Source organism: Thermoactinomyces sp. DSM 45891 (assembly GCF_900119485.1).
In the GTDB taxonomy this organism is placed as follows: Bacteria; Bacillota; Bacilli; order Thermoactinomycetales; family Thermoactinomycetaceae; genus Baia.
On sequence record NZ_FPJZ01000001.1, the window covers coordinates 61,926 to 84,931 of the forward strand.

The 23,006-nt window shown below is 39.2% G+C and carries 28 protein-coding genes; 5 read left to right on the forward strand and 23 right to left on the reverse strand.

The features are described from left to right. The first annotated feature begins 108 nt into the window (after positions 1–108). Entirely contained in the window at positions 109–276 is a 168-nt protein-coding gene (locus BT147_RS15165; RefSeq protein ID WP_143123767.1) for a sulfatase-like hydrolase/transferase, read from the forward strand. Between the two features lie 224 nt (positions 277–500). Here BT147_RS15165 and BT147_RS00310 read toward each other — a convergent pair whose 3' ends face one another. Together BT147_RS00310 and BT147_RS15315 are read right to left on the reverse strand one after the other, a co-directional pair. Next, positions 501–719 (reverse strand): TM2 domain-containing protein, encoded by a 219-nt coding sequence (locus BT147_RS00310; protein WP_072329746.1) that lies wholly within the window; start codon positions 717–719, stop codon positions 501–503. A gap of 112 nt (positions 720–831) precedes the next feature. Next, the gene (locus BT147_RS15315; protein ID WP_177239610.1) at positions 832–978 is read right to left on the reverse strand and encodes a hypothetical protein; all 147 of its coding nucleotides are present in this window, start codon (positions 976–978) and stop codon (positions 832–834) included. 218 nt (positions 979–1,196) lie between these two features. Here BT147_RS15315 and BT147_RS15320 point away from each other — a divergent pair, with 218 nt between their 5' ends. Further along, positions 1,197–1,343 carry a hypothetical protein gene (locus tag BT147_RS15320; RefSeq protein ID WP_177239611.1) on the forward strand — a complete coding sequence of 49 codons (147 nt, stop codon included), beginning with the start codon at positions 1,197–1,199 and terminating at the stop codon, positions 1,341–1,343. 149 nt (positions 1,344–1,492) lie between these two features. Here the strand turns inward: BT147_RS15320 and BT147_RS00315 are convergent, their stop codons facing one another. The 8 genes from BT147_RS00315 to BT147_RS14940 form a co-directional block, all read right to left on the reverse strand. After that, positions 1,493–1,693: a hypothetical protein gene (locus BT147_RS00315; protein WP_072329749.1), complete on the reverse strand. Its 201-nt coding sequence runs from the start codon at positions 1,691–1,693 to the stop codon at positions 1,493–1,495. A gap of 188 nt (positions 1,694–1,881) precedes the next feature. After that, entirely contained in the window at positions 1,882–2,610 is a 729-nt protein-coding gene (locus BT147_RS00320) for an IS3 family transposase (protein WP_143187865.1), read from the reverse strand. Next, a complete protein-coding gene (locus tag BT147_RS00325) occupies positions 2,583–2,879 on the reverse strand; it encodes a transposase (protein WP_072329753.1) in 297 nt (98 codons plus the stop codon). Before BT147_RS00325 ends, BT147_RS00320 begins: the two co-directional genes overlap by 28 nt. Positions 2,880–2,993: 114 nt before the next feature. After that, the gene (locus tag BT147_RS00330; RefSeq protein ID WP_072329755.1) at positions 2,994–3,749 is read right to left on the reverse strand and encodes a hypothetical protein; all 756 of its coding nucleotides are present in this window, start codon (positions 3,747–3,749) and stop codon (positions 2,994–2,996) included. Positions 3,750–3,769: 20 nt separating this feature from the next. Then, entirely contained in the window at positions 3,770–5,044 is a 1,275-nt protein-coding gene (locus BT147_RS00335; protein WP_072329757.1) for a Tle-like phospholipase domain-containing protein, read from the reverse strand. A 634-nt stretch (positions 5,045–5,678) separates the two neighbouring features. Further along, positions 5,679–5,822 (reverse strand): hypothetical protein, encoded by a 144-nt coding sequence (locus tag BT147_RS15325; RefSeq protein WP_177239612.1) that lies wholly within the window; start codon positions 5,820–5,822, stop codon positions 5,679–5,681. Then, positions 5,819–6,208 carry a hypothetical protein gene (locus BT147_RS00340; RefSeq protein ID WP_072329759.1) on the reverse strand — a complete coding sequence of 130 codons (390 nt, stop codon included), beginning with the start codon at positions 6,206–6,208 and terminating at the stop codon, positions 5,819–5,821. The genes BT147_RS15325 and BT147_RS00340 overlap by 4 nt, the downstream gene beginning before the upstream one ends. A gap of 278 nt (positions 6,209–6,486) precedes the next feature. Next, positions 6,487–7,935, reverse strand: coding sequence for an alpha-helical endospore appendage domain-containing protein (locus tag BT147_RS14940; RefSeq protein WP_083426253.1), 1,449 nt, complete (start codon positions 7,933–7,935; stop codon positions 6,487–6,489). Positions 7,936–8,838: 903 nt separating this feature from the next. Between BT147_RS14940 and BT147_RS15330 the strand changes: the two genes are divergently transcribed. From BT147_RS15330 to BT147_RS00365, 3 genes are all read left to right on the forward strand, one after another. Beyond that, positions 8,839–8,988 carry a hypothetical protein gene (locus BT147_RS15330; RefSeq protein ID WP_177239613.1) on the forward strand — a complete coding sequence of 50 codons (150 nt, stop codon included), beginning with the start codon at positions 8,839–8,841 and terminating at the stop codon, positions 8,986–8,988. Positions 8,989–9,082: 94 nt separating this feature from the next. Beyond that, positions 9,083–10,636, forward strand: a complete 1,554-nt coding sequence (locus BT147_RS00360; RefSeq protein ID WP_072329766.1) for a recombinase family protein — start codon at positions 9,083–9,085, stop codon at positions 10,634–10,636. A gap of 23 nt (positions 10,637–10,659) precedes the next feature. Beyond that, a complete protein-coding gene (locus BT147_RS00365; RefSeq protein ID WP_072329768.1) occupies positions 10,660–11,913 on the forward strand; it encodes a sulfatase family protein in 1,254 nt (417 codons plus the stop codon). A gap of 31 nt (positions 11,914–11,944) precedes the next feature. Here BT147_RS00365 and BT147_RS00370 read toward each other — a convergent pair whose 3' ends face one another. From BT147_RS00370 to BT147_RS00430, 13 genes are all read right to left on the reverse strand, one after another. Beyond that, complete coding sequence (locus tag BT147_RS00370) at positions 11,945–12,640, reverse strand: DUF4937 domain-containing protein (RefSeq protein WP_072329770.1); 696 nt, start codon at positions 12,638–12,640, stop codon at positions 11,945–11,947. 79 nt (positions 12,641–12,719) lie between these two features. Next, positions 12,720–14,108, reverse strand: coding sequence for an alkaline phosphatase family protein (locus tag BT147_RS00375; RefSeq protein ID WP_072329772.1), 1,389 nt, complete (start codon positions 14,106–14,108; stop codon positions 12,720–12,722). A gap of 15 nt (positions 14,109–14,123) precedes the next feature. Further along, a complete protein-coding gene (gene cysC, locus BT147_RS00380) occupies positions 14,124–14,654 on the reverse strand; it encodes an adenylyl-sulfate kinase (protein ID WP_083426254.1) in 531 nt (176 codons plus the stop codon). 124 nt (positions 14,655–14,778) lie between these two features. After that, positions 14,779–15,750: a CgeB family protein gene (locus BT147_RS00385; RefSeq protein ID WP_072329776.1), complete on the reverse strand. Its 972-nt coding sequence runs from the start codon at positions 15,748–15,750 to the stop codon at positions 14,779–14,781. A 5-nt stretch (positions 15,751–15,755) separates the two neighbouring features. Beyond that, complete coding sequence (locus BT147_RS00390) at positions 15,756–16,526, reverse strand: glycosyltransferase family 2 protein (RefSeq protein WP_072329778.1); 771 nt, start codon at positions 16,524–16,526, stop codon at positions 15,756–15,758. After that, positions 16,513–17,004 carry a glycosyltransferase family protein gene (locus BT147_RS00395; protein ID WP_072329780.1) on the reverse strand — a complete coding sequence of 164 codons (492 nt, stop codon included), beginning with the start codon at positions 17,002–17,004 and terminating at the stop codon, positions 16,513–16,515. The genes BT147_RS00390 and BT147_RS00395 overlap by 14 nt, the downstream gene beginning before the upstream one ends. A gap of 17 nt (positions 17,005–17,021) precedes the next feature. Next, positions 17,022–17,477, reverse strand: coding sequence for a dTDP-4-dehydrorhamnose 3,5-epimerase family protein (locus BT147_RS00400; RefSeq protein WP_072329782.1), 456 nt, complete (start codon positions 17,475–17,477; stop codon positions 17,022–17,024). After that, entirely contained in the window at positions 17,470–18,336 is an 867-nt protein-coding gene (rfbD, locus tag BT147_RS00405; RefSeq protein ID WP_072329784.1) for a dTDP-4-dehydrorhamnose reductase, read from the reverse strand. Before rfbD ends, BT147_RS00400 begins: the two co-directional genes overlap by 8 nt. Before the next feature lie 21 nt (positions 18,337–18,357). Further along, the gene (rfbB, locus tag BT147_RS00410; protein ID WP_072329786.1) at positions 18,358–19,326 is read right to left on the reverse strand and encodes a dTDP-glucose 4,6-dehydratase; all 969 of its coding nucleotides are present in this window, start codon (positions 19,324–19,326) and stop codon (positions 18,358–18,360) included. Positions 19,327–19,353: 27 nt separating this feature from the next. After that, the gene (locus BT147_RS00415; RefSeq protein WP_072329788.1) at positions 19,354–20,073 is read right to left on the reverse strand and encodes a sugar phosphate nucleotidyltransferase; all 720 of its coding nucleotides are present in this window, start codon (positions 20,071–20,073) and stop codon (positions 19,354–19,356) included. Between the two features lie 107 nt (positions 20,074–20,180). Then, positions 20,181–21,512: a helix-turn-helix domain-containing protein gene (locus BT147_RS00420; RefSeq protein ID WP_072329790.1), complete on the reverse strand. Its 1,332-nt coding sequence runs from the start codon at positions 21,510–21,512 to the stop codon at positions 20,181–20,183. Positions 21,513–21,682: 170 nt separating this feature from the next. Next, a complete protein-coding gene (locus BT147_RS00425) occupies positions 21,683–22,009 on the reverse strand; it encodes a c-type cytochrome (RefSeq protein ID WP_072329792.1) in 327 nt (108 codons plus the stop codon). Between the two features lie 22 nt (positions 22,010–22,031). Beyond that, a complete protein-coding gene (locus BT147_RS00430) occupies positions 22,032–22,883 on the reverse strand; it encodes a cytochrome c oxidase assembly protein (RefSeq protein ID WP_072329794.1) in 852 nt (283 codons plus the stop codon). Between the last annotated feature and the right edge of the window lie 123 nt (positions 22,884–23,006).

Here is a 23,006-nt window from a genome sequence, read left to right on the forward strand (position 1 = left end):
ATCGAAACTGTGTGAGTATACCAATGTCAGATTGTTTGAAATAAACACCGATTCTACTCATTCATCATATGTTATTCATATCATCCTGATGGAAAGTAGGTGTACTTTTTGAAAATCATACTCATTGCAATTGATACCTTGCGAGCAGACCGTTTAGGATGTTATGGATACCATGACGACATTAGTCCTAACATCGATGGACTAGCTAAAGATGGGATTTTATTTGAAAACATGATAGCAGAAAATAACGTAACCCAAAGTACGTTATACAGATGACTGTATGAAAAAAAGTCCGTTGTAATGTGTGAATGGGAGCGTTGGTAATAGCCAGTTTAGAGTATACTTCAAGCGATTTACGACTTGAATGACCAGAATCTGTATTAGCTGTAATTATGTATAGCATACAAAGAAAGCTAAAACCCTAGAAATATCAAGGTTTTAGCTTTCTTTGTTATTTTCCAACAATCATTGAAACAGTACGATATGTATTTTTTCTTTTATTAGATACCGTGAGACTTAGTATAAGCAAGTCGGTAATTATAATTATCGACTTGGCGTCCAAGTGTAAATAAATCATAAATCCATCCGAAGCCGAACAAGCCAAACGTTAATAGAAATAAAATCCCAGTTCCTACTTTCCCTAAATAAAAGCGATGAAGCCCAATAAATCCTCCTATAAAAATAAGTAGAATATATGCAATAGCCTTATCTTTTCTCATTCTAGTAGACATCTCCTTGAATATTTTAAAATATATATTCCCTTCTACAAATACTCCAAACATGTAACCAACATATGTCAGTCGGATCTGTTTCAAATTATTATATACGCACTTAGGGGCAAATGGCCCCAAAATCGGTCTTCACTCCTTCTACCCCTACAAAGCCGTCAGATAGGGTCGAATCTTTAAAGCCTAAAGCATCTTTAAAATATTGTTTGAATGATCTCCCACGAAGCATTTGTTCTAGCGTACCTTCCATTTTGTTGTCACTTCCAATTTCCCTAGATAAACAAGCACCAAAGGAAGTTTTATCCCTTTGGTGCTTTGGCTTGGTATAAATTTGCTACCAATGAACGATATATACTCGTTAAAAACAAGAAAATTAATTTGTTAATTGCCAATAAGCGGAGGAAGTTTTGGGAGTAATGAGTATGATGAACTGAGAAAGATAGCGACATGAAAGGGAGTGAACAAGTTATGAATGGCATATATGAAATGATTGCTAAAATTTCTGAAAACCAAAAAACTATTGCCCAAGGTATGAGAGAAATGGTCATTGCTGCTGCTAATACTGGAAGAATGGAACAAGAAGCAAGGAATCTTCTGTTAAAGCAACAAAAATAATGATTTGTTTAAAATAGTAGGCGAACCAATTTCACACTTAGCGTAGTGAAAAATCGGGTTCGCCTACTATTTTAATCCTGAGCGCATGAAATCCGCGTTTTTCTGTCAGGATTCCTTTTAGGTTATTTTTGTTTGTATAACAAACTTGTTTATTGTTTACTTATCGTTTTTTGTTGCTTATCTTGTTCATTATTTAACTTCGATTCATTAGACCACTTTAACTGTATAATTAGTTGCTTAATCTCTTCCAGCCTTTTCTGTCGCTCTTCTTCTGTTATCTTGGGCGCTACTATGTGAATCGTCGTATTCCCTATATGATAGGTTGCATCTGGACAAAAATCCTCTTCCAATGTCATCACCTCTGTTCAAGGTATGCAGGAGCTGAGGATTTTTGACATGTATTTATTCTTTTAATATTTGTAAGAATGCAATATACAAATAGATAACCATCAACTTTTTCAGGTTAATAGCAAACACATACAAACCCCCTGTGATAGCAGATCTCATCGGAGATAGCTAATCGCAAGGGGGTTTCACATTAACTTTTGAGAGTGCTTTTTTCACTTTTTTCTTCAAAGGGGCATCCTGATGCACTCATGCTTTGTATAATCCCGTTCTTCGAACAGAATTCAGTAAAGGATTTCGAAGTGAACTGAACACCTTGATCACTATGCAAAACCAATCCTTTTTTAGGTGAACATTTGTGGAGGGCCATTTGGAGTGTCTCAATGGCTAGATCAGCAGTTATGTATGAAGCTGTTCTCGTAGCAACAATCCTGCGGTTGTTCAGGTCCAAAATAGAACAATTGTAATGAAGTTGCCCACTAGCCAAATGAAGGTATGTGAAATCGATACACCATCGTTGATTGGGGTATTCAGCAGTGAATTCTCTAGCTAAAACGTTAGGAAACACCCTGTGTTTCTTACCCTTTACATAAGGTGGTTTCCGTTTGAACACAATGGATCGCAAACCTAGTTCTTTCATATACTTATAGACTGTTACTTGGCTACATAAATGCCCTTCGTGAGTTAGCCTTCTCTGGATCATCCGGTAACCCATCTTCCCACCATAACGATGGTAGATTTCCTTAATACAGGTAAGAATCACTTCCTTCTGTTTGAGATAGTTTGATTTTCGTTGCTTGCGATAATTGTAATATGCATGAGGGGAGAGTTGAAATCGTCTTAGTAGCCATCTAACGCCAAATTCTTTGGCGTATTGATCAATAAATTGATAAACTATTTTTCGGTTTCCTTCGCAAAGAATGCTGCTGCCTTTTTTAAAAAGCGGTTTTCCTTTTCAAGTTCTTCATTTTGCTTTCTTAATTGAGCAAGTTGGTCAAATACATCCTCTTGGTTTGATTGATCCATTCGATTGGTTTGTTTGCATTCTTCGCGGTATTTCTTGACCCAGCTGTTAAGACTTCCTGCTCCCAGTCCGTATTCCTTTGTCAGGCTGTTTACACTTCTTCCCTCTTCGAGGTGCATACGCACTAGCTTCTCTTTAAAAATGAGATCATAATTCTTTCTTTTCACTTTGCAACACCACTTTCTATTGTCTTTATTATATCTCGTCTAATTCTTTGTGGTGTTACAATTTCACTATATCAGGTCAATTTCTTACATATACTTGATTGAATTGCCAAATGCTCATTTCTTAAATTCCATCTTATCCAATTTTAAATTATTTACATCCATTGTCTGAATATCACCATGTAAACCATATCTTTGCATACGGTAATCATCCGCATCTTTTTTATCCGATCTTGACTTAAGACTGCCATCATATACAAATACCGTTAATCCAACTTCATTAAAATTCATCTTCTTTAGTTCCTGTATGAATTTGGAGATAGATACCTCTACTTGTCCAACTTGTTGATAGACCTCCAAAGTCAATCTCAGCCGAAAATCCTTATCGCCCTTTTTTAATACCTCCCATACAGAAGGAATCTCGCTGGTATATTTTCTCTTTATCTTATCTCGATATCCATATGAAAAACCATCTCTCATCTGCCTTAGATCAAATGTATGTTGGGCTATTTTTTGGATATGAGGCTCTAATTCTGTAGTAAATAATTGATTTACATAAGAATCATCGAATCCATCTCCATCAGGTGAGTTAACTCCAACTCCTACATAGACTGGCGTATCTTTCCCATCCTTAATAGTTCCATGAATACTGTAATCTCCTACAACACGACCTTTTGTAATATCTTTAATCACAAGTTCTTTGTTATATGTTTTCTTGATATATTGAACTGCCGAATCCTTAACTCGTTGTTCCTCTTCAGATGTCATATTAGATGATTCCTTAGAAATATGACTACATCCACTAAACAATAGCATCCCCAAGATCATTATGGCATATAGCCAAATTCCTCTTTTTTTCCATCTGTCCGCCATGATCTATGTTCCTCCATATCTCATTTTCGTGGTGCAATGTTCCCTTTGTTCTTATCATAAATGGAATTGATTGGATTAGATGTAGATTTTCCATCCACTTCACCGGTAAAGTTAGACATCACATGAGTCGCTAATGGTCCTGTAGTAACACTTGACTTTACTCCATCTACAATAATATTATCCAACCTTTTTATGGGGGTTACCGTTCCTTTCTCTACTACATATGTTTCACCTGGTCTATATCCTACAGCGCCAACCAGGTCTCGATTGGAGTTATAATTTCGAATCAAACCATCATAGTTACCCGCTAATTCGTTATATGATTGTCTACGATTCCGATAATCACTCATATTAATGGCATAGGTTCCCGCTCCACCTGCATAACCTGTAGCCAATGAAGCATTGATATTAGGATAGAGGTTTTTGCCAGGCGCATTAAAGGCAACCGTTGGAACTCTATATGTCATTCCTACTTCGTTTGCTATGTAACCACCTAAAGAATGACCTGTCGCAACCAATTGATATCCCTTATATTTCTCAGCTACTTGATCAAAAAAATTCTTAGCTGCTCCTGACTGTGGCACATAAGAATCAAGACCTATTGCAAGGATAGCATCAGAAACATAATCTCCTCCTTCTTCGGTTCCCCGAAAGGCAACAATCACTTCTTTTGTATTTTCATTCACAAAAGTAATTGCTTGTAGTCCATTTAATGAATTAACTTTCTCCGTACCTAGTTCCCAGCCCTCTCCTAACCTTCTTTCCAGTTCGGCTTTCATAATATTATCTTGATATACTAAGTCTGCCGCATGTGCTAATTGCTGATCGGTTGCTTTAACATCACTCAGCTTTCCATAGGGATTATTGTGGTCTATGCCTGTTAGATATTCTCCAAGACGTTGAAACATATCAGTAAACGCATTCTTTTCCCCTTTAAATATACCCCAAGTCAGCAAAACACCAAGCCCCATCACCACGAAGCCAATAAACTCCATGACAATACTAGCAATGAAAGCAAACAAATCACATATTTCTTGCCAAATTCCAGCAGCTAGATCCTTAGCTCCCTCCCAAATAAAATCCCACGTATCCGAGAGCCAATCACCTGCCTTCTCCAAGAATCCTTTCTCTTTTGTTGTAGATGTACCTGCTAAATCATCCTTAAACTCTCCATTAATCGGTGTTTGATCGATAAAATTCCCTTCTGCATGTACCATTCCATTGCCAACGAATCCGACCACTAGTAAAGCAATCATCATAATGAATACAAATTTAATAGCTTTGTTGTCTCGCATAGATGTTATCTTCTCCCTTCCAATCCAGCGAAAAGAAAAAGGACAGGATGGATACCTGCCCTCATCGGTTTACATGCTATGATAAGAAGCCTATTCTAATATTGTATAACAAAACTACACTTTTTTCATTATTTAATCATATAAGGAATATGTCCCACTACCTCCATAGAAGATAAGTGCTTTTTCCTCCATTCTATAAAAGGTGGATTTCTCTATATTCATTTCTAACTCTATCTTCCTTCGATCTAAGCCATCTACATAAAGCCTCTGTACAAGCTCTCTTTGCTCATGGCTCATAACCGACAAAACATTGTCTATACGATCTATACGGAGCTTTAGACTGGCTCTCTCGGCCTCTAACTTTCGGAGGAGTTACGGCTTTAGTAAATACTCTAATAGGTTAACGGGCTTTTCTGCTGGATGAATCCTTTTTTGCGAACTAACAATTTGATGTTCTAATATATCCGATCCACACCAAACAAGACAGCTTCTGCCATTTGATAAACATGGGAGGATAGAATGCCGTATAGCTATCCGCATTACAAAAAACTAATATATGCTCACTTGGTTTTAGTACTCTATTTAGTTCGTCCGTTACACTATCCCACCAATGAGTCAACATGGTTACATCAGACTATTTGCGCTTCCATTTATCACTTGTGGTAATAAAATGATTTACTAATACTGAATAAGGCGGATCGGTTAAAGCTGTGTCTACTGAATTGTCGGGGAGTGTTTTTAACACGTCTAAGCAATCCCCGTGAATGATCTTATTCATGCCTCGTCCTCCTTCTGTTCAAATGCTTCCTTCACTTCACTTTTCAATGCTTCTAAGTAAATTTGTACATTAAGAGCTTCCGGTGCTTTGTTCTTCTGATCAAGCTCTCGTCGTTTCAAGTCTATTTCTTGACCCTTGTACTCAAGCTCTTTCTCTCGGTGAATTTTGTCCCAGAGAGTACCCGCTACTATTGCGCTAGTCTTCTGGATCAACCCAGGATCTTGAAGGCGGTCAATAAAAGCATGAATGACAACCCATGCTTTTGCTATGTGTTCTCTCTTTTTTTGTATCCGTAGTCCTTCGAATTCGTCTGATGAATCCTTGACAAGCTTATGCACCGTACTTGTGGAAACACTAAACTTTCTAGCTGTATCAGTTATCTGCATGGTGAGCGAGAATCCCTTCTCTTGTCTCTTATTGATAACTTCTTTCCTCTACGTGCCACATGTTCACCACCTCAACAATAAGAAAAGCCCCACCCTATAAAAATAGAATGGGACTAGCTTGTCATGTCCCTTGCTCTAACAAGAGCCGTGTCTTTGCTTTGACCTTCTCATACTATCATCTTAACACGGTAAACTTGTTCTTTGTTCCCAGTTCCTTCCCAGATTCAACCCAATCTAAAGGGATTTCTTTTTCTCTCAGGCCTTGCGACACTAGTGCACTAGCCAATTTTCATTATTCGTAACGTAGCCGATGGAACACTTGGAGCTGGTACAACTAGACTAAAAGTTCCTGGCCCCGCCGACAAAGTCGAATTTGCTAATGAAAGTACGGTAGCTGGCACACTGATGATAGCTCCTGCAGATAGTTGGAATATTTCTGTTGTGGAAAGAGATGGGACTGACATCCTGTTAAATCCAAATAAATTGCCGGCTTCACGCAATCCCAACTGAGGTACTTGCGTAGTAGTCCCAGTGATACCTAGTATGTTTACAGTGTACTCGACAAAATAAGTTCCGGCGGTTAGACTTATTTGACCTGTAGCTGTTGCATATGATATATCTGATCCAATACTTGCATATGGTGGTGCATCAAACAATACAGGATTAGTACCGCCTCCTACTAATGTCTGTCCTGTCATTCGGGCCAAAAACAGGGCTGAGTTCAAAAAACTTCCCGTATCGCCTCGGGGACCTGTATTCCCTTGAGGCCCGGTTCCCCCCTGAGGGCCGGTTGCCCCTTGAGGTCCCGTATCTCCTTGTGATCCTGTAAGTCCTTGAGGCCCAGTATCTCCTTGTGGTCCTGTAAGTCCTTGAGGCCCAGTGTCTCCTTGTGGTCCCGTAGGGCCGTCCGCACCATCCGCGCCCGTCGGCCCTTGAGGTCCTGTAGCGCCGTTCGCACCATCCGCGCCCGTCGGCCCTTGAGGTCCCGTAGCGCCCGTAGCCCCGTTATCCCCTGTTGGAACCTCCAGTTTCACGATGGCAGAACCAGGCGTTACCGTGATTTCTAACGTATCAGATAGAAAGTTGAGTGTATCTCCAAAGCTGAGAGGAACCGTACCGTCCGCGCCTGAGTTTCCTTGAACTAAAAATAAGAAATCACCTGTAACAAAAGTTCCCGTCGGTCCTTGAGGCCCTGTCGGCCCTTGAGGTCCCGTTGCACCCTGAGGCCCGGTAGCCCCTTGAGGCCCAGTAGCGCCTTGGGGTCCAGTGTTTCCCTGGGGACCCGAAGCCCCTATGCCCCCTGTAGCTCCAACCGCCCCTGTGGGTCCTGCTGGTCCTTGAGGCCCGGTAGCCCCTGCTGGTCCGGGAGGTCCTCCAGATGGACCTGTTGGCCCAGTGGCGCCTGCCGACCCGGTGGGTCCCCTTGTAACGTCTGTGTTTAACACATTTTCTAACTTCTCATTTAGAATCCATTCTTTCTTCCCGATTACATTAATCGTGTCGCGAACACTATTATTGATCGTAAGTAAATCGCTGATGGAAGGTTGAAAGACTGCTGAGACCCCAGGGAGAGTTCCGAGAACGTATTGGAGTTTTTCTCCCTCGGCATTAATAATATGACTAAGTCCTAGCTCTTCTAAGGCAATCGATGATAATAGAAGATTCACTGCATCTTCTCTCGTAATGCTTATATTCGGTGAAATATTAGGTATATTTGCTTGAGACATATTTTCACTCCTTTATATAATATATAAATGTCTTTATCACAAGTATTCATATTCATAACAATTGAAGCCTATTCACAACCCATTTTCACATATACAGTCCAATAAAACTGATTGCTTTTTGTTCCGTGGCTTCCTGTACTTAAAAACAAATTGAATCCAGTTGTTGAAATATAATCATTTTCAACAACTGGATTCTTATCAAATATGTTTCGCGACACCATTAATGTAATCGAAAGAAAGGATGAATACTGAATGAGAAATTAGAAAATGTATTGGATGCCAGACATACCTCCATTGCCCAAAAGCTATGTATAAGAGATATATCTGCTTTTACTATATTCCATCTTGGAAAGAAATATGTCCTGCTACCTCGCCATAGACAATAAGTGCTTTTTCCTTACGCTTTATACGGCTCTCTAAATAGGCTTTCTCGGCCTCTAGCTTCATCCGTTGACAAACAATCTGGAAAACCGGATCGCTAATTCCCGATATTTGGACATTGCTAGAGTCAATCATATTGCTTGCCAGATCGATTATAGAACGAATCTACCAAAAGAGATAAAAGAAAGCAAAAAGACACCCCTTTAAAAGGGTTCCTAGTGATTTATTCATACGAGAATTAGCTCAAACCTATCATATTGATGAGCGAATTCTATTTGAGAAAATGGAGAAAACCCCTTTAGGTATTTATGAAGCATTAGAGTCCAACAAGACACTCCAAAATATCCTATCCGGCATCCGTTATAATAAAAAACTCCCCGACGACGAGAAACAAAATCTAATTGACGAGATCTATCAAATCTATATAAAGAAATTGAAAGACTATGAGAAACGTATACAAAACGAAAAAGAGGTGAAAAGAGATGATTAATAGAATAGTTTCGTAAAAAGGAGTCTTTTTACTTGAGTAATTTCTTTCTAGATTTATTTGGTTGGCTTGCCGGAAACATTATTAAAAATCTATTCATTGGTGCGGTTGGAATTGCCGTAGGTATACTGATTTCCTATCGTCCGTACACCAGTATCATTCAATTTGCACGCAGATCAAGTTAAGTAAAGTATTGGGTGTCCCCAATACTTTACTGATGTAACAAGTATATAATTTCATTCATCATTCATATAAATAACAACAAGGGAAGTGAACAACATGGAACGAGTTGCAATGTATCTTCGTAAGTCCAGAGCAGATATAGAGGCGGAAAATCGAGGAGAAGAAGAAACACTCGCTAAACATAAAAGAGCACTCTTTAAGCTGGCAAAAGACATGAGCTTAAACGTAATTAAAGTAAGGCAAGAGGTTGTTTCTGGAGAAAGTTTATTACACCGTCCTGAGATGATGGAGTTATTAAAAGAAGTGGAAAATAAACTTTATGATGCGGTACTGGTAATGGATATGGATCGACTAGGCCGTGGCAACATGCGGGAGCAAGGTTTGATTTTAGAAACGTTCCAGAAATCAGAAACCAGAATTATTACACCTCGAAAAACATATGATCTTCAAGATGAGTTTGATGAGGAATATAGTGAATTTGAAGCATTTATGGCTCGTAAAGAATTAAAGCTCATTACCCGACGTATGCAAAGCGGGATCAAAAGAGCTGTCATGGAAGGAAATTATTTAGGCACTCATGCGCCTTACGGCTACCAAATAGTCAAAGACAAGAAGCAACGAACTTTGGTTCCAGATCCTGAAAAATCTCTAGTAGTAAAAATGATCTTTGACTGGTATACAAGCGATATCCCAGAAAACAGAATAGGATCTAGGAGAATTGCTCATAAATTAAATGAGCTAGGTTATCTCAGTTATACAGGAAGAACATGGGACCCGGCATGTGTTCTAGTTATATTAAAAAATGCCGTTTATACTGGACGAATCCAATGGAAAAAGCAAATCAGAAAAAAATCCGCAGATCCCAACAGGAAATACGAACAGTCCCTACAGCCAAAAGATAAATGGATCGACGTTGAAGGACTGCATGAACCAATTATTTCAACAGAACTCTATGAAAAAGCCCAGGGAATACTTAAGAATAGAGTTCACGTCCCCTATAAAAGTAATAAAAAAATAACAAACCCACTTGCAGGCTTAATCAGATGTAAAAAATGTAACAACTCTATGCTGAAGAGGGCACAGGGTAGAGGCGCAAGAGACCGTCTTTGTTGTAGAGAAATAACGTGTAAATGTAGATCTAGTGTTTTCGAGTTTGTCGAACAACGATTATTACATTCTTTACAGCAATGGTTAGATGAATATAAAGTAAGTGTATCTGAGCAAGATTTGAATGCTATAGGAAAAGACGATACATCAAGCATACGCCTTCTTGAAACCAGTATTACTACTTTACAACAAGAAATAAGAAGCTTAGAAACACAAAAAGGAAATTTGCATGACTTCTTAGAGCGTGGCATCTATGACGAACAAACTTATTTGGAAAGATCCATCAATATCGCAGAACGTACCAAACATATTCAGGAGTCACTCAAAAAAGCTATCCAAGAATTAGACGTAGAAAATACACGTCTTAAAGCAAAAGTAAAAATCATTCCTAGTGTCGAACATGTTCTATACCAATATCCGCGGCTAAAAGACCCCAAAGAGAAGAATATGCTCTTAAAGAAAGTAATTGATTATTGTAGTTACGAAAAAGAGCCACATCAAAAGCTAGACAAGTTTACATTGGTTGTATATCCAAGACTTTAATACGAATTGGCCAATCTGAATAAATGGATTGCTTTTTTAATGTTTATTACAGTCATCTGTATAACGTAACCCAAAGTAGCTTTACAACGATACTAACGGGCAAAAATCCATATCAACACGGCATCGTCAACATGAAACCAATCAAAATTCCACAGCGCCTGATTCCACTCCCTGTTATCCTCCAGAGAAAAGGCTATAAAACGGCTGCTGTTGATTGTAATTATCGAATTACCGGGAAGTCGAACCCATGGTTTAAAAGGGGATTTGACACATACTTAGACCCCTCTGAAAATCGATCCACACACCTTAACCTCAGTGCAAAGGAAATTAACCAGAATGCGATTCCTTGGCTAAAGAAACACGCACAAGAACCTGATTTCTTTTTATTTCTCCATTATTGGGATCCACACTATCCCTATCAACCAGAGAAGAAATTTGCAAATTGGTCCTCAGAGCAGTCACCCGTTCGAGCACAGTCCAATGAACCATCACTAAAGGCCTGTCTACGAGAACCACTCTGGAGTTTTATATCTAAATACAATCAGGGTCAGAAGAGTATTACCCAAATTCAAAAAGATTATGATGGCACCGTCAAACAGGTTGACCACTATATAGGGGAATTAATAGAAGAAATCAAGCAACTCGGTATCTATGAAGATACCATGATTATCTTAACTTCCGATCACGGTGAGAGCTTAGGGGAACATAAAATTTTCTTTGATCATCACGGACTTTATGAATCCACACTTCATGTTCCCCTTATGATCACTTATCCACAAAAACTACCTAGTGATAAACGCGTTACCAAACTTGTTCAACATGCTGATATTGTGCCTACTATCATGGAGATGGCTGAGATACCCATTCCAAGGGGGATGGATCCGATCGACGGAACATCTCTACTATCACTCACACTCGCTAACAAGCAGAATCATCGTTCATTTGTCGTTTCTTGTGAAGCAAACTGGCAGTGTAAACGATCCATTCGTAATCAACAATGGAAACTCATCCAATCCCTAGAGCGTGATGTTTATGGGAATCCCAAGTTTGAACTTTACAACTTAATTCAAGATCCATGCGAAACAAAGAATGTCATCTCTCAGCATCCACATGTAGCACGACGTCTTCAGCATCAGATGAAAAAATGGGTTGCCCAGATGCTTCGAAAATATCGCAGACCCGATCCTCTTTCTAAAGGTGTTAAAGTAAAAATGAACCGTCTAACGGTAGCGGAAGAGGAAAAAGTGAAGAAGCGGTTAAGTGAGCTAGGATATTAAGAAAAACAAGTAGCCTTCCATTCATGCAAGGCTACTTGTTTTTCTTAATATCGAGGGAGCTATATATATTTAAATTCCGAAGCTTACGAATATACCTTTTTGGATTTACTATCCATTTTTTCTCAATATGTAGGAGGGATCCTTTCGCATGAGTTAGATATTGCTCTGACTCTGATTCTGTTTGCTCACGAAAATGTTGAAATGCATGCAACATATAATTCTCATGATTGACCATGCGATCCCAGAAGCTTACAACCAAAAATGTAGAATCTTTACGCCCTAGACACATCCCTAAAACACCATCGAAACTTGACACATTCGGCACAATCATCTTCTCCTGTGTCTCAATAAATCGATGGGCCTGCTCGGGTACAACCTTACATAGGATAGCTTGTACAACACTTGCTTCCTTCCAGATCTTATCAATACCTATATTCATGGAATGCTTTATTACTTGAAATGTTTGTACTTCCATAGATTCAAAAATATCTTTTTGTTTGGTTTTGTCATAGATAAGACCATGCTTTTCTTTCATGAAAGTCTGGTAGTTTTCTTCTGTCTCCCATAGCGATAAGATGGTTGCCTGCTGGTTATCACGATCACCCCACCCTCCAATCTGTCCTTTAAATCCTTTGGACTTTCTTATCTCTTTCCACTTCTGTTGGGCCTTAGAAAATGCATTTTTGTTATTTATTTTCACGTGGCATTGAATGAATTTTATTAGCATATCGGGCTCCTTTTTTATCAAATTATATAAACTATTACTAATAGGAGCAACTTGTTTGAACAAAGTTACTCCTATCTTCTTACCATACTTTAGCTTTCCCTAAAATCCCTTTCATGGGAGGTATCTGAAAGATATTTAAAATAGTAGGGGCTACATCTGTGATATGCAAGCGATCTACCCTTTGGAATTTACGAGTATCCTTATTCTTGACCCCCTGAATGAAAATACCGTTATAATCGTGGTTTGCACCATCTGGACCCGTATCATTTTCTTTCACAAAAAGAGTTCCGTTACCTACCGTCCCAACCGATCTCCAGTATAAATCCCCAAAATAGATCAATAGATCAGGCGGAATATTTTTTACCATTGTATAACGCTTCTGGGGTTTAAAAACTTTGTTGTTCATAAGGACTCCCAGTTCATTTCGTACACTCTTAATCTTTTGGATGATTTCATTTCGAAGCTTCTCAGCTTGTTTAAAAGGGATAATTCCATCGGGTTCTCTCCCTTTGATATTCAGACATAACCGTCCGTAATATCCCCCGTATCCCCATGCTTTCGTCTTATTCCAGTTAACTATATCCGGTGTTAATGGAGTGGGTTCGGTAACGGATCCTTTTAAAGTGAGATAACCTTCATTTATGAGCCATTCATTTATGCAGAATCCACCATCCATCTTCTTTGCTCCATGATCTGAGACAATAAATACATGGGTTCCTTCTGGAATTTGTTCCAATAACTCCCCTATCTGTTGGTCAACGTATTGATAGTATCGAAATATGACATTTTGATAAGGAGAAGGTTTGTGTAGTACATGTGTCTCATCCATGTAATGCCAAAATGCATGATGCATCCGATCAATTCCCATCTCAACCATGGCAAAGAAGTCCCATTCTTTATGCTCTAATAAATATTTTGCTGTCTTAAATCTCGTCTCGGTCATTTGATAGATATCATTGGTTAATTCTTCTACTAGATGTGTACGAAAGTGCTTTACATCAAATTGATAATCCCCTACGTTTTCTTTGATTTCTTCTTGTAATTCGGGTGGATAGGTATGTGTTGCAGACTGGTCTGGAGTTAAGAAGCAGCTAACGAGACAACCTTTCATTGGTTTGGGTGGATAGGTTGGTGGAACTCCCATTATGATCGATTTATAGCCGTATTTTCCTAATTGATCCCATACTGTCGGTTCATTTAGTTGACTACTATCCACTAAGCCTACATCAAGATAGTCATACCCTGCTCGATTTCGAAACCCGTAGAAGCCTAATTGCCCTGGATCTTTTCCTGTCATCATACATGCCCATGCAGGAACCGTTATAGGAGGATCACAACTACGTAGAGGGGCATACACACCACTTTCCATAATCCGCTTGATATTTGGCAGATCATCGATCCAATGATCAAATACTAAGCTTGGTTCCGCACAATCAAGACCAATCAACGCTACTTTTGGTCGTGCCAATTGTAGTCCTCCTTTCTAGATGAGTTGTTTTTCTACTATATATGAAAGAACTTTCTCTGCACTCTCTTCTGGAAATTCGGTAACAGTATCTAAAATTAAATCGGGTCCTAAGGGGGTTTCAAACGGATCACTAATTCCAGTAAATTGATTGATCTGTCCAGCTATGGCTTTTTTATAAAGACCTTTCACATCGCGTTGGATACACTCTTCTAAAGAACAATCCACAAAAATTTCATGGTAATTCGGGATATGAGAACAACAATACTGCCGCATCTCTTCATAAGGAGTGATAAACGAAGCAAGGACATGAACGCCATTTTTGTTTAAGAGTCGTGTCATAAACACAGCGCACTTTATCTGCTTCATCCGGTCCTCTTTACTAAATCCTAAATCTTGATTGATTACCTCTCTTAATAAATCTCCATCTAATAACTGCACTGGAACATTCATCTTATCTAGTAATAGGGATTCAACTAACTTGGCAATTGTGGTTTTTCCTGCACCAGATAGTCCTGTAAACCATAACGTAAATCCTTCCTTCGTCATCCGAAATCCCTCCATATTTTTACTATATGTGTAAGAAGAAGGCTTGGAGTATGCTTTTGCCTACTATTCATTCGTTTACTTTACACATTCCCGCCTATTTGAAGACACAAGTATAGACAGAACATTACAAGACACAGGTAGAAAGTATTTTTTGTATCCTCTTTTCATAACTGTGGTCCCTCCGTGTCCGCATATAGGCAGCATGAGCAATTTGTTCACGCAATCGTACACGAGGTAAATAAAACTTACTTTTCTCTAAAAAATCTTCTACACCTGAGAAAGAAATGATCTCCTTGCCCATCTCATATAAAGAAGATAGGTCTGGGCGATGATCGATTAACTGAAACGATTTGCATGCAGCGATTTCAAATAATCGATTATTTGGGGTATGCGCCTTAATTTTTTGACTGTTTTGTTTTAAATGAGGATCATCATGGGAACGATGTAAATTTAGTACCATCTTTGCACCACAGTAATAATAATTTGCTTCAAGCCCTGAAACCCATTGCGGATGGACTTGAACCTCTCCCTTTTCGGAAAATAGGGACCAACCAGGTCCTACTAGCTTCGTTTTCATAAGGCGTAATGATTGACCCGATGCCTTTAAAAATCGAATCCGGTTTTCAAATCCGCATCCGACCATTACTAAATCTGAGAGATACTTTTTCGAGATTTGTTTTCGAGGTTGATAAGTATCAGAGGATACCGCTAGAGGAAGGTGATGGATACTCGCTGAGGGGCACTGAGCTTGATAGATGGCGACTGCCTGCGATTCATTTGTAAAAATGTAGTCAAAAAAGGGTGCTATGGTTTTCGCTTTATCAATCGCATATGGATCATCTGTAAACCAGATTGCTTTCGGGAGGGTGATCGATTTCAAAAGTTGTCGATTACTAGGTGTTAATCTTTCCCCATGCATAGCCAAAATAAGTTGAGGACTGATCCGTCCTTTCATTCGATCCCAATTTTGATCGAACTCATCTCCAGGGCTCCATGTAATAACGTTATGCTCCAATGTTTTGCATGCACGGATAATCATCTGATCAATGAAGGTAAATGGCTTTTTAATACCTGATCGCAAATAGACAATTTGCACCGCCCCTACTCCCCTTTTCGCTCTCCAGGCGGAGAAACACCCCATTTTCGAATAAAATAGGCTCTGTTCTGCTTTAATAGCTTTTTAAATTCTTGATATGGTCTCTTTTGAAAACTCTGACTTCCATAGTGATGGAGATAGGTGTCACCCGCCACCATACAATAATATCCAGCCTTTCTCACACGGTAAGAGTAATCATCATCTTCATAAGTACCTAAACCATATCGTTCATCCATTTCCCCTATCTCTTCGTAGATAGAACGCGGAAGCACAAGACAAAAACCTGATAAACGATTGCTTTTTCTCCACTTTGATGAATCGGTATGATTATACCCTTTTGTAAAGGCATCAATTTCCGCTTTTGAATGGAATGAAGGAACTTGTATCTTCTGTTCAGGGATTACTCTGTTTGAGACAGGACCCACCATTCCATATTGCGAGGACACTTGTAAAACGTGAACCATTTGTGCTAACCAATGCGGACCGGGACGTGTATCATTATTTAAGCATACTAAATAATCACCCGTCGCAATCCGTAAGCCCTGATTCGTAGCACTAGCGAATCCACGATTCCATGGATTATGAATCCATGTGATTGAAGAGTGTTGGAGAAGAAATGGTGGCGGATTTTCTTGTGAGCCATTGTTTATTAAAATAACTTGGACCTGTCTACACTTCGTATGTTGTAAAATCCTCACAACACATTCTCTGGTTAAGGCCCACTCATCCCTTACTGGAATGATGATACTTACAGAACAATCTTCAAACCTCCCCATCCCATTTCCCCCAGTAGATCTTCCCCATTCTCTTCGCATTTGCTCGCATGGTTAACCACACAGATGGCTCCTTTACCATCATTTCTACCGCAGAGACTAAGTTCTCTCTCCATTTTTTTAAATCGACTATATAGCCTGTATATAGATGATTAACATAATAACTATGATCACCGTCATCGTCCGTAATCACAGGAATACCTTGCAATAATGACTTGCTATGAATTTCCTTCATACTGATAGAAGGAGAAGCAAATGTAAGGATGACATGAGCTTCTTTCCATATCCGTCTGCTCTGTGCCAATGATATGTATTGTATATTTTGCTTTTGTTTTAGTTTTTTGTTTGTAAAACAAACTAATTTGCAATTTGAATTTTTAAAAGTATCCCCTATGAAGGAAAAAAATTCGCTTTTTAAAGAAGGGCGAATCCACTCTTCATGGGTTGCAATCCAAAATCGACGCCTCCCTGATGAAATCATTCGCCCTCCTCCTTTCTCTATTTGAATTGTGTTTCCCAATTAAAGTTGATGACCTTATCATTATAAGGAATCCGGTATTCATCTGGATCACTTGCCTGATAAGATTTTGTTGTTAGATAAACGATGACAGCTGGCTCATTCCCTAAAACACGATAGCCATGCGCGATCCCCTTCGGAATCAATAACACACCCGGATTTAACTCTCCTAAATAATACACATCTGTTTGGCGGTATGTGCTAGAGTCCTCTCGTAAATCATATAAAACAACTTGAGCATTGCCTGCAGGAAAGTACCATATATCATCCTGCTTTTTATGATAGTGAAATGCTTTAATCACCCCTGGATACGTCAAAGAGGCTGACATTTGTCCGAAGTGTTCCAGAAGCTCCTCATCATCTCTCACTAGCTCAGTGAAATAGCCACGATCATCACAATGCTTTACACATTTTTTATAGACTACTCCCTCAATCAAGAAGTCCTCTCTCCCTTCCATCTAAAAAGAATCTCGCTAATCCTTTTGTCCAATGTGGTAGATGGTTAATTCCTTCTCCCGACCGACTATGGATTAAATTGGAATTAACAGGTCTCTGCGCTGGTCTGACAAACTCTTTTGTTTCTACAGGTACGACCTGCATCTCCACATCGGCAAATGAAAATATTTTTTTAGCAAAATGATACCACGTACAACCACCTACATTACTCATATGGACAATCCCTTTTACTTGCGGGGTATGAACGAGTTGATATAATCCATCTCCCAAATCCCTTGTGTATGTAGGTGAGCCATATTGATCATCTACTACATAAAGCATATCCTGCTTCTTTGCTAGATTTAGCATAGTCCAAACAAAATTAGCCCCATCTATACCGTATAGCCAAGAAGTGCGAACGACTATGCTATTTTTACATAATGCCAACGTCCAGAGCTCGCCTAATCGTTTTGTTTGCCCATACCAATTAAGTGGCTTTGTCGGTGCAGATTCAGTGTATCCAGATGATTGATCTCCGTCGAATACATAATCCGTACTGACATAAATCATCCTCGACCCCACTTTTTGACAAGCTGAGGCTACATTACGAGTTCCCTCTACATTTACTTGATAGGAGGAATAACCTCCCGTCCCTTCAGCTTCATCCACTTTTGTATAGGCAGCGCAATGAATTACTACATCTGGCAGTTCTTCATTCATGATATGAATGGTTTGCTCAGCGTTTGCAATGTCCCACTCCAAGCGGCTAAAACCTTTTACTGATATCCCCGCTAGATTAGACCAATCTTGAATAATCGATTGCCCCAGCTGTCCGTTTGCCCCGTTTACAAGTATCTTCACGCTATATCCCTACTCACTTCTTTAGTATTTCACTCCTGACCACCAAACGGTCTGAGATTGATACCAATCCATGGTTGTAGTAATCCCATCCTCCCACGTCATCGTCGGATTCCAGCCTAATTCTCGATTTATCTTGGTATTATCTAAACAATATCTTGTATCATGGCCAGGACGATCGTCTATAAATTCAATCAGTGAATGAGAAGCCCCCATAAAATCACATACCATTTTTGCTACGTGGAGGTTTGAAATCGGCTTTCCAGAACCAATATGATAGATTTCTCCTACATTCCCCTTCGTTCGTACAGCTTCTACCCCTGCACAATGATCGTATACATAAATCCAATCTCTTTGCATGGACCCATCTCCATACAAGGTAATGGGTTTACCCGCTCTTAAAGATTGAATCATCTTAGGGATCAACTTCTCGGGATGCTGTCTAGGACCGTAATTATTAGTACAACGTGTAATAATAATAGGCAAATTATACGTATTTGCATAAGACATGCATAATAGATCAGCGCCTGCCTTACTTGCCGCGTACGGATTTCCAGGAGAAAGATTCGTCTGTTCATCCGCACTCCCTTGAGGAAAATCACCATATACTTCATCTGTGGAGATCTGAATAAATCGATCAATTCCCCGACGCCGGACTTCCTCTAATAAACGATGTGTCCCCACAATATTCGTCATGAGAAAGGGCTCAGCACCAAGATGAATGCTTCTATCCACATGTGACTCTGCTGCAAAATGAACTACATCCGTAAATGAAAAGCGATCAAACAGCTCCGTTACTTGTAGCGAGTCAACAAGATCAACCTGCACAAATTGGTATTGAGGATATAACTCCACATCTATGTTGTTAAATCGATTGGCAGAATAAGCTAAACTGTCAATATTAATTACTGTGTGATCGGTATTCTCCAGCAGAAACTGAATATAATGACTCCCTATAAACCCCGCTCCACCTGTTACTAAAATGGTTGCCAAAATTGACTCCCCTTTCTTACGATACTTTCACCTGTCTATTATTTGGGATGCAAATTGATTAGCTCTTATCAGAGATTCAAATGTACCTGCATCGGTCCACCAATCCGACAGAATATTGTAGGAACAAATATCTTGCTCAATATATTTATTATTTATATCCGTAATCTCATATTCACCCCGCTTTGAGGGTTCTAGTTGCTCAATATATTGATAAACTTTTGAATCATACATATAAACACCCGTGACACAATAGGAGCTCTTAGGGTTTTGCGGTTTCTCTTCAATCGATCGAACACGATTTCCATCTAACTCAGCCACCCCAAAACGTTGAGGATGTTCAACTTCTTTCAGCAGAATTTTCGCACCACTCCCTTGAACGATATAATCTTCTACATATGGTTTAATTGAATCTGCAAAGACGTTATCTCCTAACAATACTACCATTAAATCATCACCAGTAAAATGTCTAGCTAAATATAGCGCCTGGGCGATTCCTCCTGGTTTATCCTGTACACGATACGTAAACTCTGCTTCAAATTCTTCCCCACTTCCTAAGAGCCGGACAACTTCACCCATATGCTCTACACCCGTCACAATACATATCTCCCTAATCCCTGCTTCTATCAACTTTTTGATGGGATGATAAATCATAGGTGTATTCCCTACAGGTAATAAATGCTTGTTGGTCACTTTTGTCAGTGGATATAGACGCGAGCCTGTTCCACCTGCTAATATAACACCTTTCATATCTAAACCCTCCTAGAAAGAGTATGATATATAGAATATTCACCTAGCACCAAACTAGTACAAAAGAAAGACCCAAAGGCTTGTCCTTGGGTCTTTCTTTTGTTTGATTATACGGTAGTCAGTAATTCTCTCTTTTCTTGTGATACGATTCTGTATAGACGCTCCAAATCGCGGAACGTTAATTCTTGTTTGAGTACCTCTTGACATTGGATCACTTTCATTAAGGAAGTTTTAGATTGAGGAACAAATCCGTGCCTTTCTGCTTGTTCCAATGCAGATTGATAGGTCCGAAGGGCTTCGCCTTCTTCCCCTTTCCCTTTTTCACAATCTCCAAGCGCCTCTAAAGCCATCACATAATATATTTTATTTGTAAGATTCTTTGCTTTCCTAACAGCATCTCGAAGCCAGCCTTCCGCTTCACTCCATCTTTCTTGATTATTATATAAGTTCCCCAAAGATAGATAAGTTTGAATCATCCGGTATTCGTGTGAATGCTTCTCTTTATGTGTCGAAGCTTGTAGCAAAACTTTCTCTGCTGATTCAAAATCGCCTTCTTCGATATAGATCTTTGACAACACATGTAGCAGATCCACTGCACCTTCACGCCACATGCACATCTTGGCTAACTCAAGCCCTTGGAACACAGCAGAAGTGGCTTCAGCTATATAGCCTTGTTTACACCAGAAAAATGCCTTTAGACGGTATAAATCCACCTTTAAGTGTGGATTCGTAACCTGATCAAGGGATTCCCACAGTTCATTCACAATCCCGAGTGCTTTCTCCCAATCTTCCTGACCCATATAGACCTTCGCTTTAAGTAACAATAATTCATAGCAAATCTCTCCACGATCTCCCCCTTGAACAAACGATTGGCTTCCCAAGTCAATCCAGTTCTGTGCAAGTATGATATCACTATGCTCTTCCATCGCAATCTTAGCAAAGAGATATTGACAAGCAGCCTTTATGTTTGTAGATTCGAGATCTGTTCCAGCTTCCAATAAATCTAACGTACTTTGTAGTTGCCTTTTTGCTTTTTCCCAATTTTGTTTAAGAAAATAGCATCTACCTTTTAGATATGTATATTGAGCCAACCATCTGCTCTTTCGATCGATTTTAAAACTACGTAATTGATCGAGTCCCTGATCTGGACCAAATAGATCCATCGAATGCTCAATAAAATTGAGTTGATTTCGTAATTTCATCTCTCGCTTTTCTTCGACTTCAACAAACACTGAGAACTGATCAACATCCAGATCCAATTTACCGCATAAGTATGTAATTTTCTCAAAAGAAATATTTTTCATCCCACGTTCAACAGAACTAATCGTGGCACTTGAAATGTTTTCGTCCTGTAGGTCTTTTAGACGTAAAGAACGTTCTTTTCTACAAGAACGGATCAATCTACCTAACCGCTCCCGATCTAAGGGAAAATAGCACATGATAGCCACCTACTTAAATTTTTTAAGTTAATCGTATGAATTATAATACTTTGAATGGTTTCATTCAATCCCTTTATAACAAGCATATGAATTTTTTATTACATTCACATAGCATTTAAAGCCAAAAGAAAAAACAGCTCTTCATATATAGAACTGTTTCCTTATTTTCATTATTTCTTTTCTGAGAGCCATGTCGACAATTTCTCTAAGTCTTCTGCATTGATATAGCTTTTTTGTGCAGGCATCCGGCCCTTACCGTTTTCCAAGACCTTATGAATATCCTCTTTACTAAGCTTACTACCAACTTTCGTCAGATCAGGACCCGTTCCTCCTTGCAAATTCATCCCATGGCAGTTCATACAATTTTTTTGATAAGTAGCTTCTGGCGTCCCAGCATCTACGGTAGGAGGGGCATCAGTAGTAGATTTGGTTTGGCCAGAGCAAGCGGTTGTCAGTATAAAACTACATGTTAAAACAGCAATCCAACCCTTCTTCATGCGTAACACTCTCCTATTTTCATTACTCTTCCGTAACTGGCTTTCTGGACATAAGCTCTGCCAAATCACGCTCATCTTCTTTCTTTTGCTCTTTCATCCATCTTTTTAGTACAATCCCAATGGCGGATATATAAACAAGCTCTTGCACAATCTTCATAATAACTCCCCCTAGTTGCTGATCATTTAGAGGAGTTAAAATAGGGGCAAGCTGAGACATTTGACGATACGTATCAAATAGCACATGATCCCCAAACATGATCAGAGCACATGCAGGTGTCAGCAAAAACCCATTTAAAAAGATAAAGGCTAACTTGAATAATGGCTTCGTTTTATCCCATTCTGGAACCGGACAAACAATAGGCCACCACATGCACAAAGCCAGAATAAGTAGAATCGCGTGGGACACAAAGTGTAGGAAATGACTCTCCATGATAGCATCAAAAACAATCGGCACATGGTATAGAGAAATGGCACCATTGAATAAAAAAAGAATCACGACCGGGCCTGTTAAAAAGCGAAATACTGGACGGATTCCCTTATATTCAATCATAGGACGAATCATCCAATCTGGTATACCAAGCCATAAAAACGGTGGCAACACAATAAATAATAACGACATCTGAAGCATATGCATACTAAATAACTCATGCGCCAAGAGGTCTAGTGGGCTACTAATCGCTAGATTGGCAATCAGGATCGCAAACATAAAATACAATTTCTGAGAAACAGAAACCGGATTCTTACCGGGAAATCTATGTCGATACGGTCCTGTAATAAGTAAATACACAACAGCAAGTCCAATAAATAATAAGTTTAATTGCAAATTCCAGTTAGCAGCATATAGAAATAACTGCATAAAATCATAAAAAGACATCGGAAGTCCTCCTCCCATACCTTAATTCGAGATTACTACCAAACACATCTTATCACATATTGGACACATAATAAAAAGCCTCTTTGTGACACTTTAAAGAATATGTGAATAATTGAACAAAAA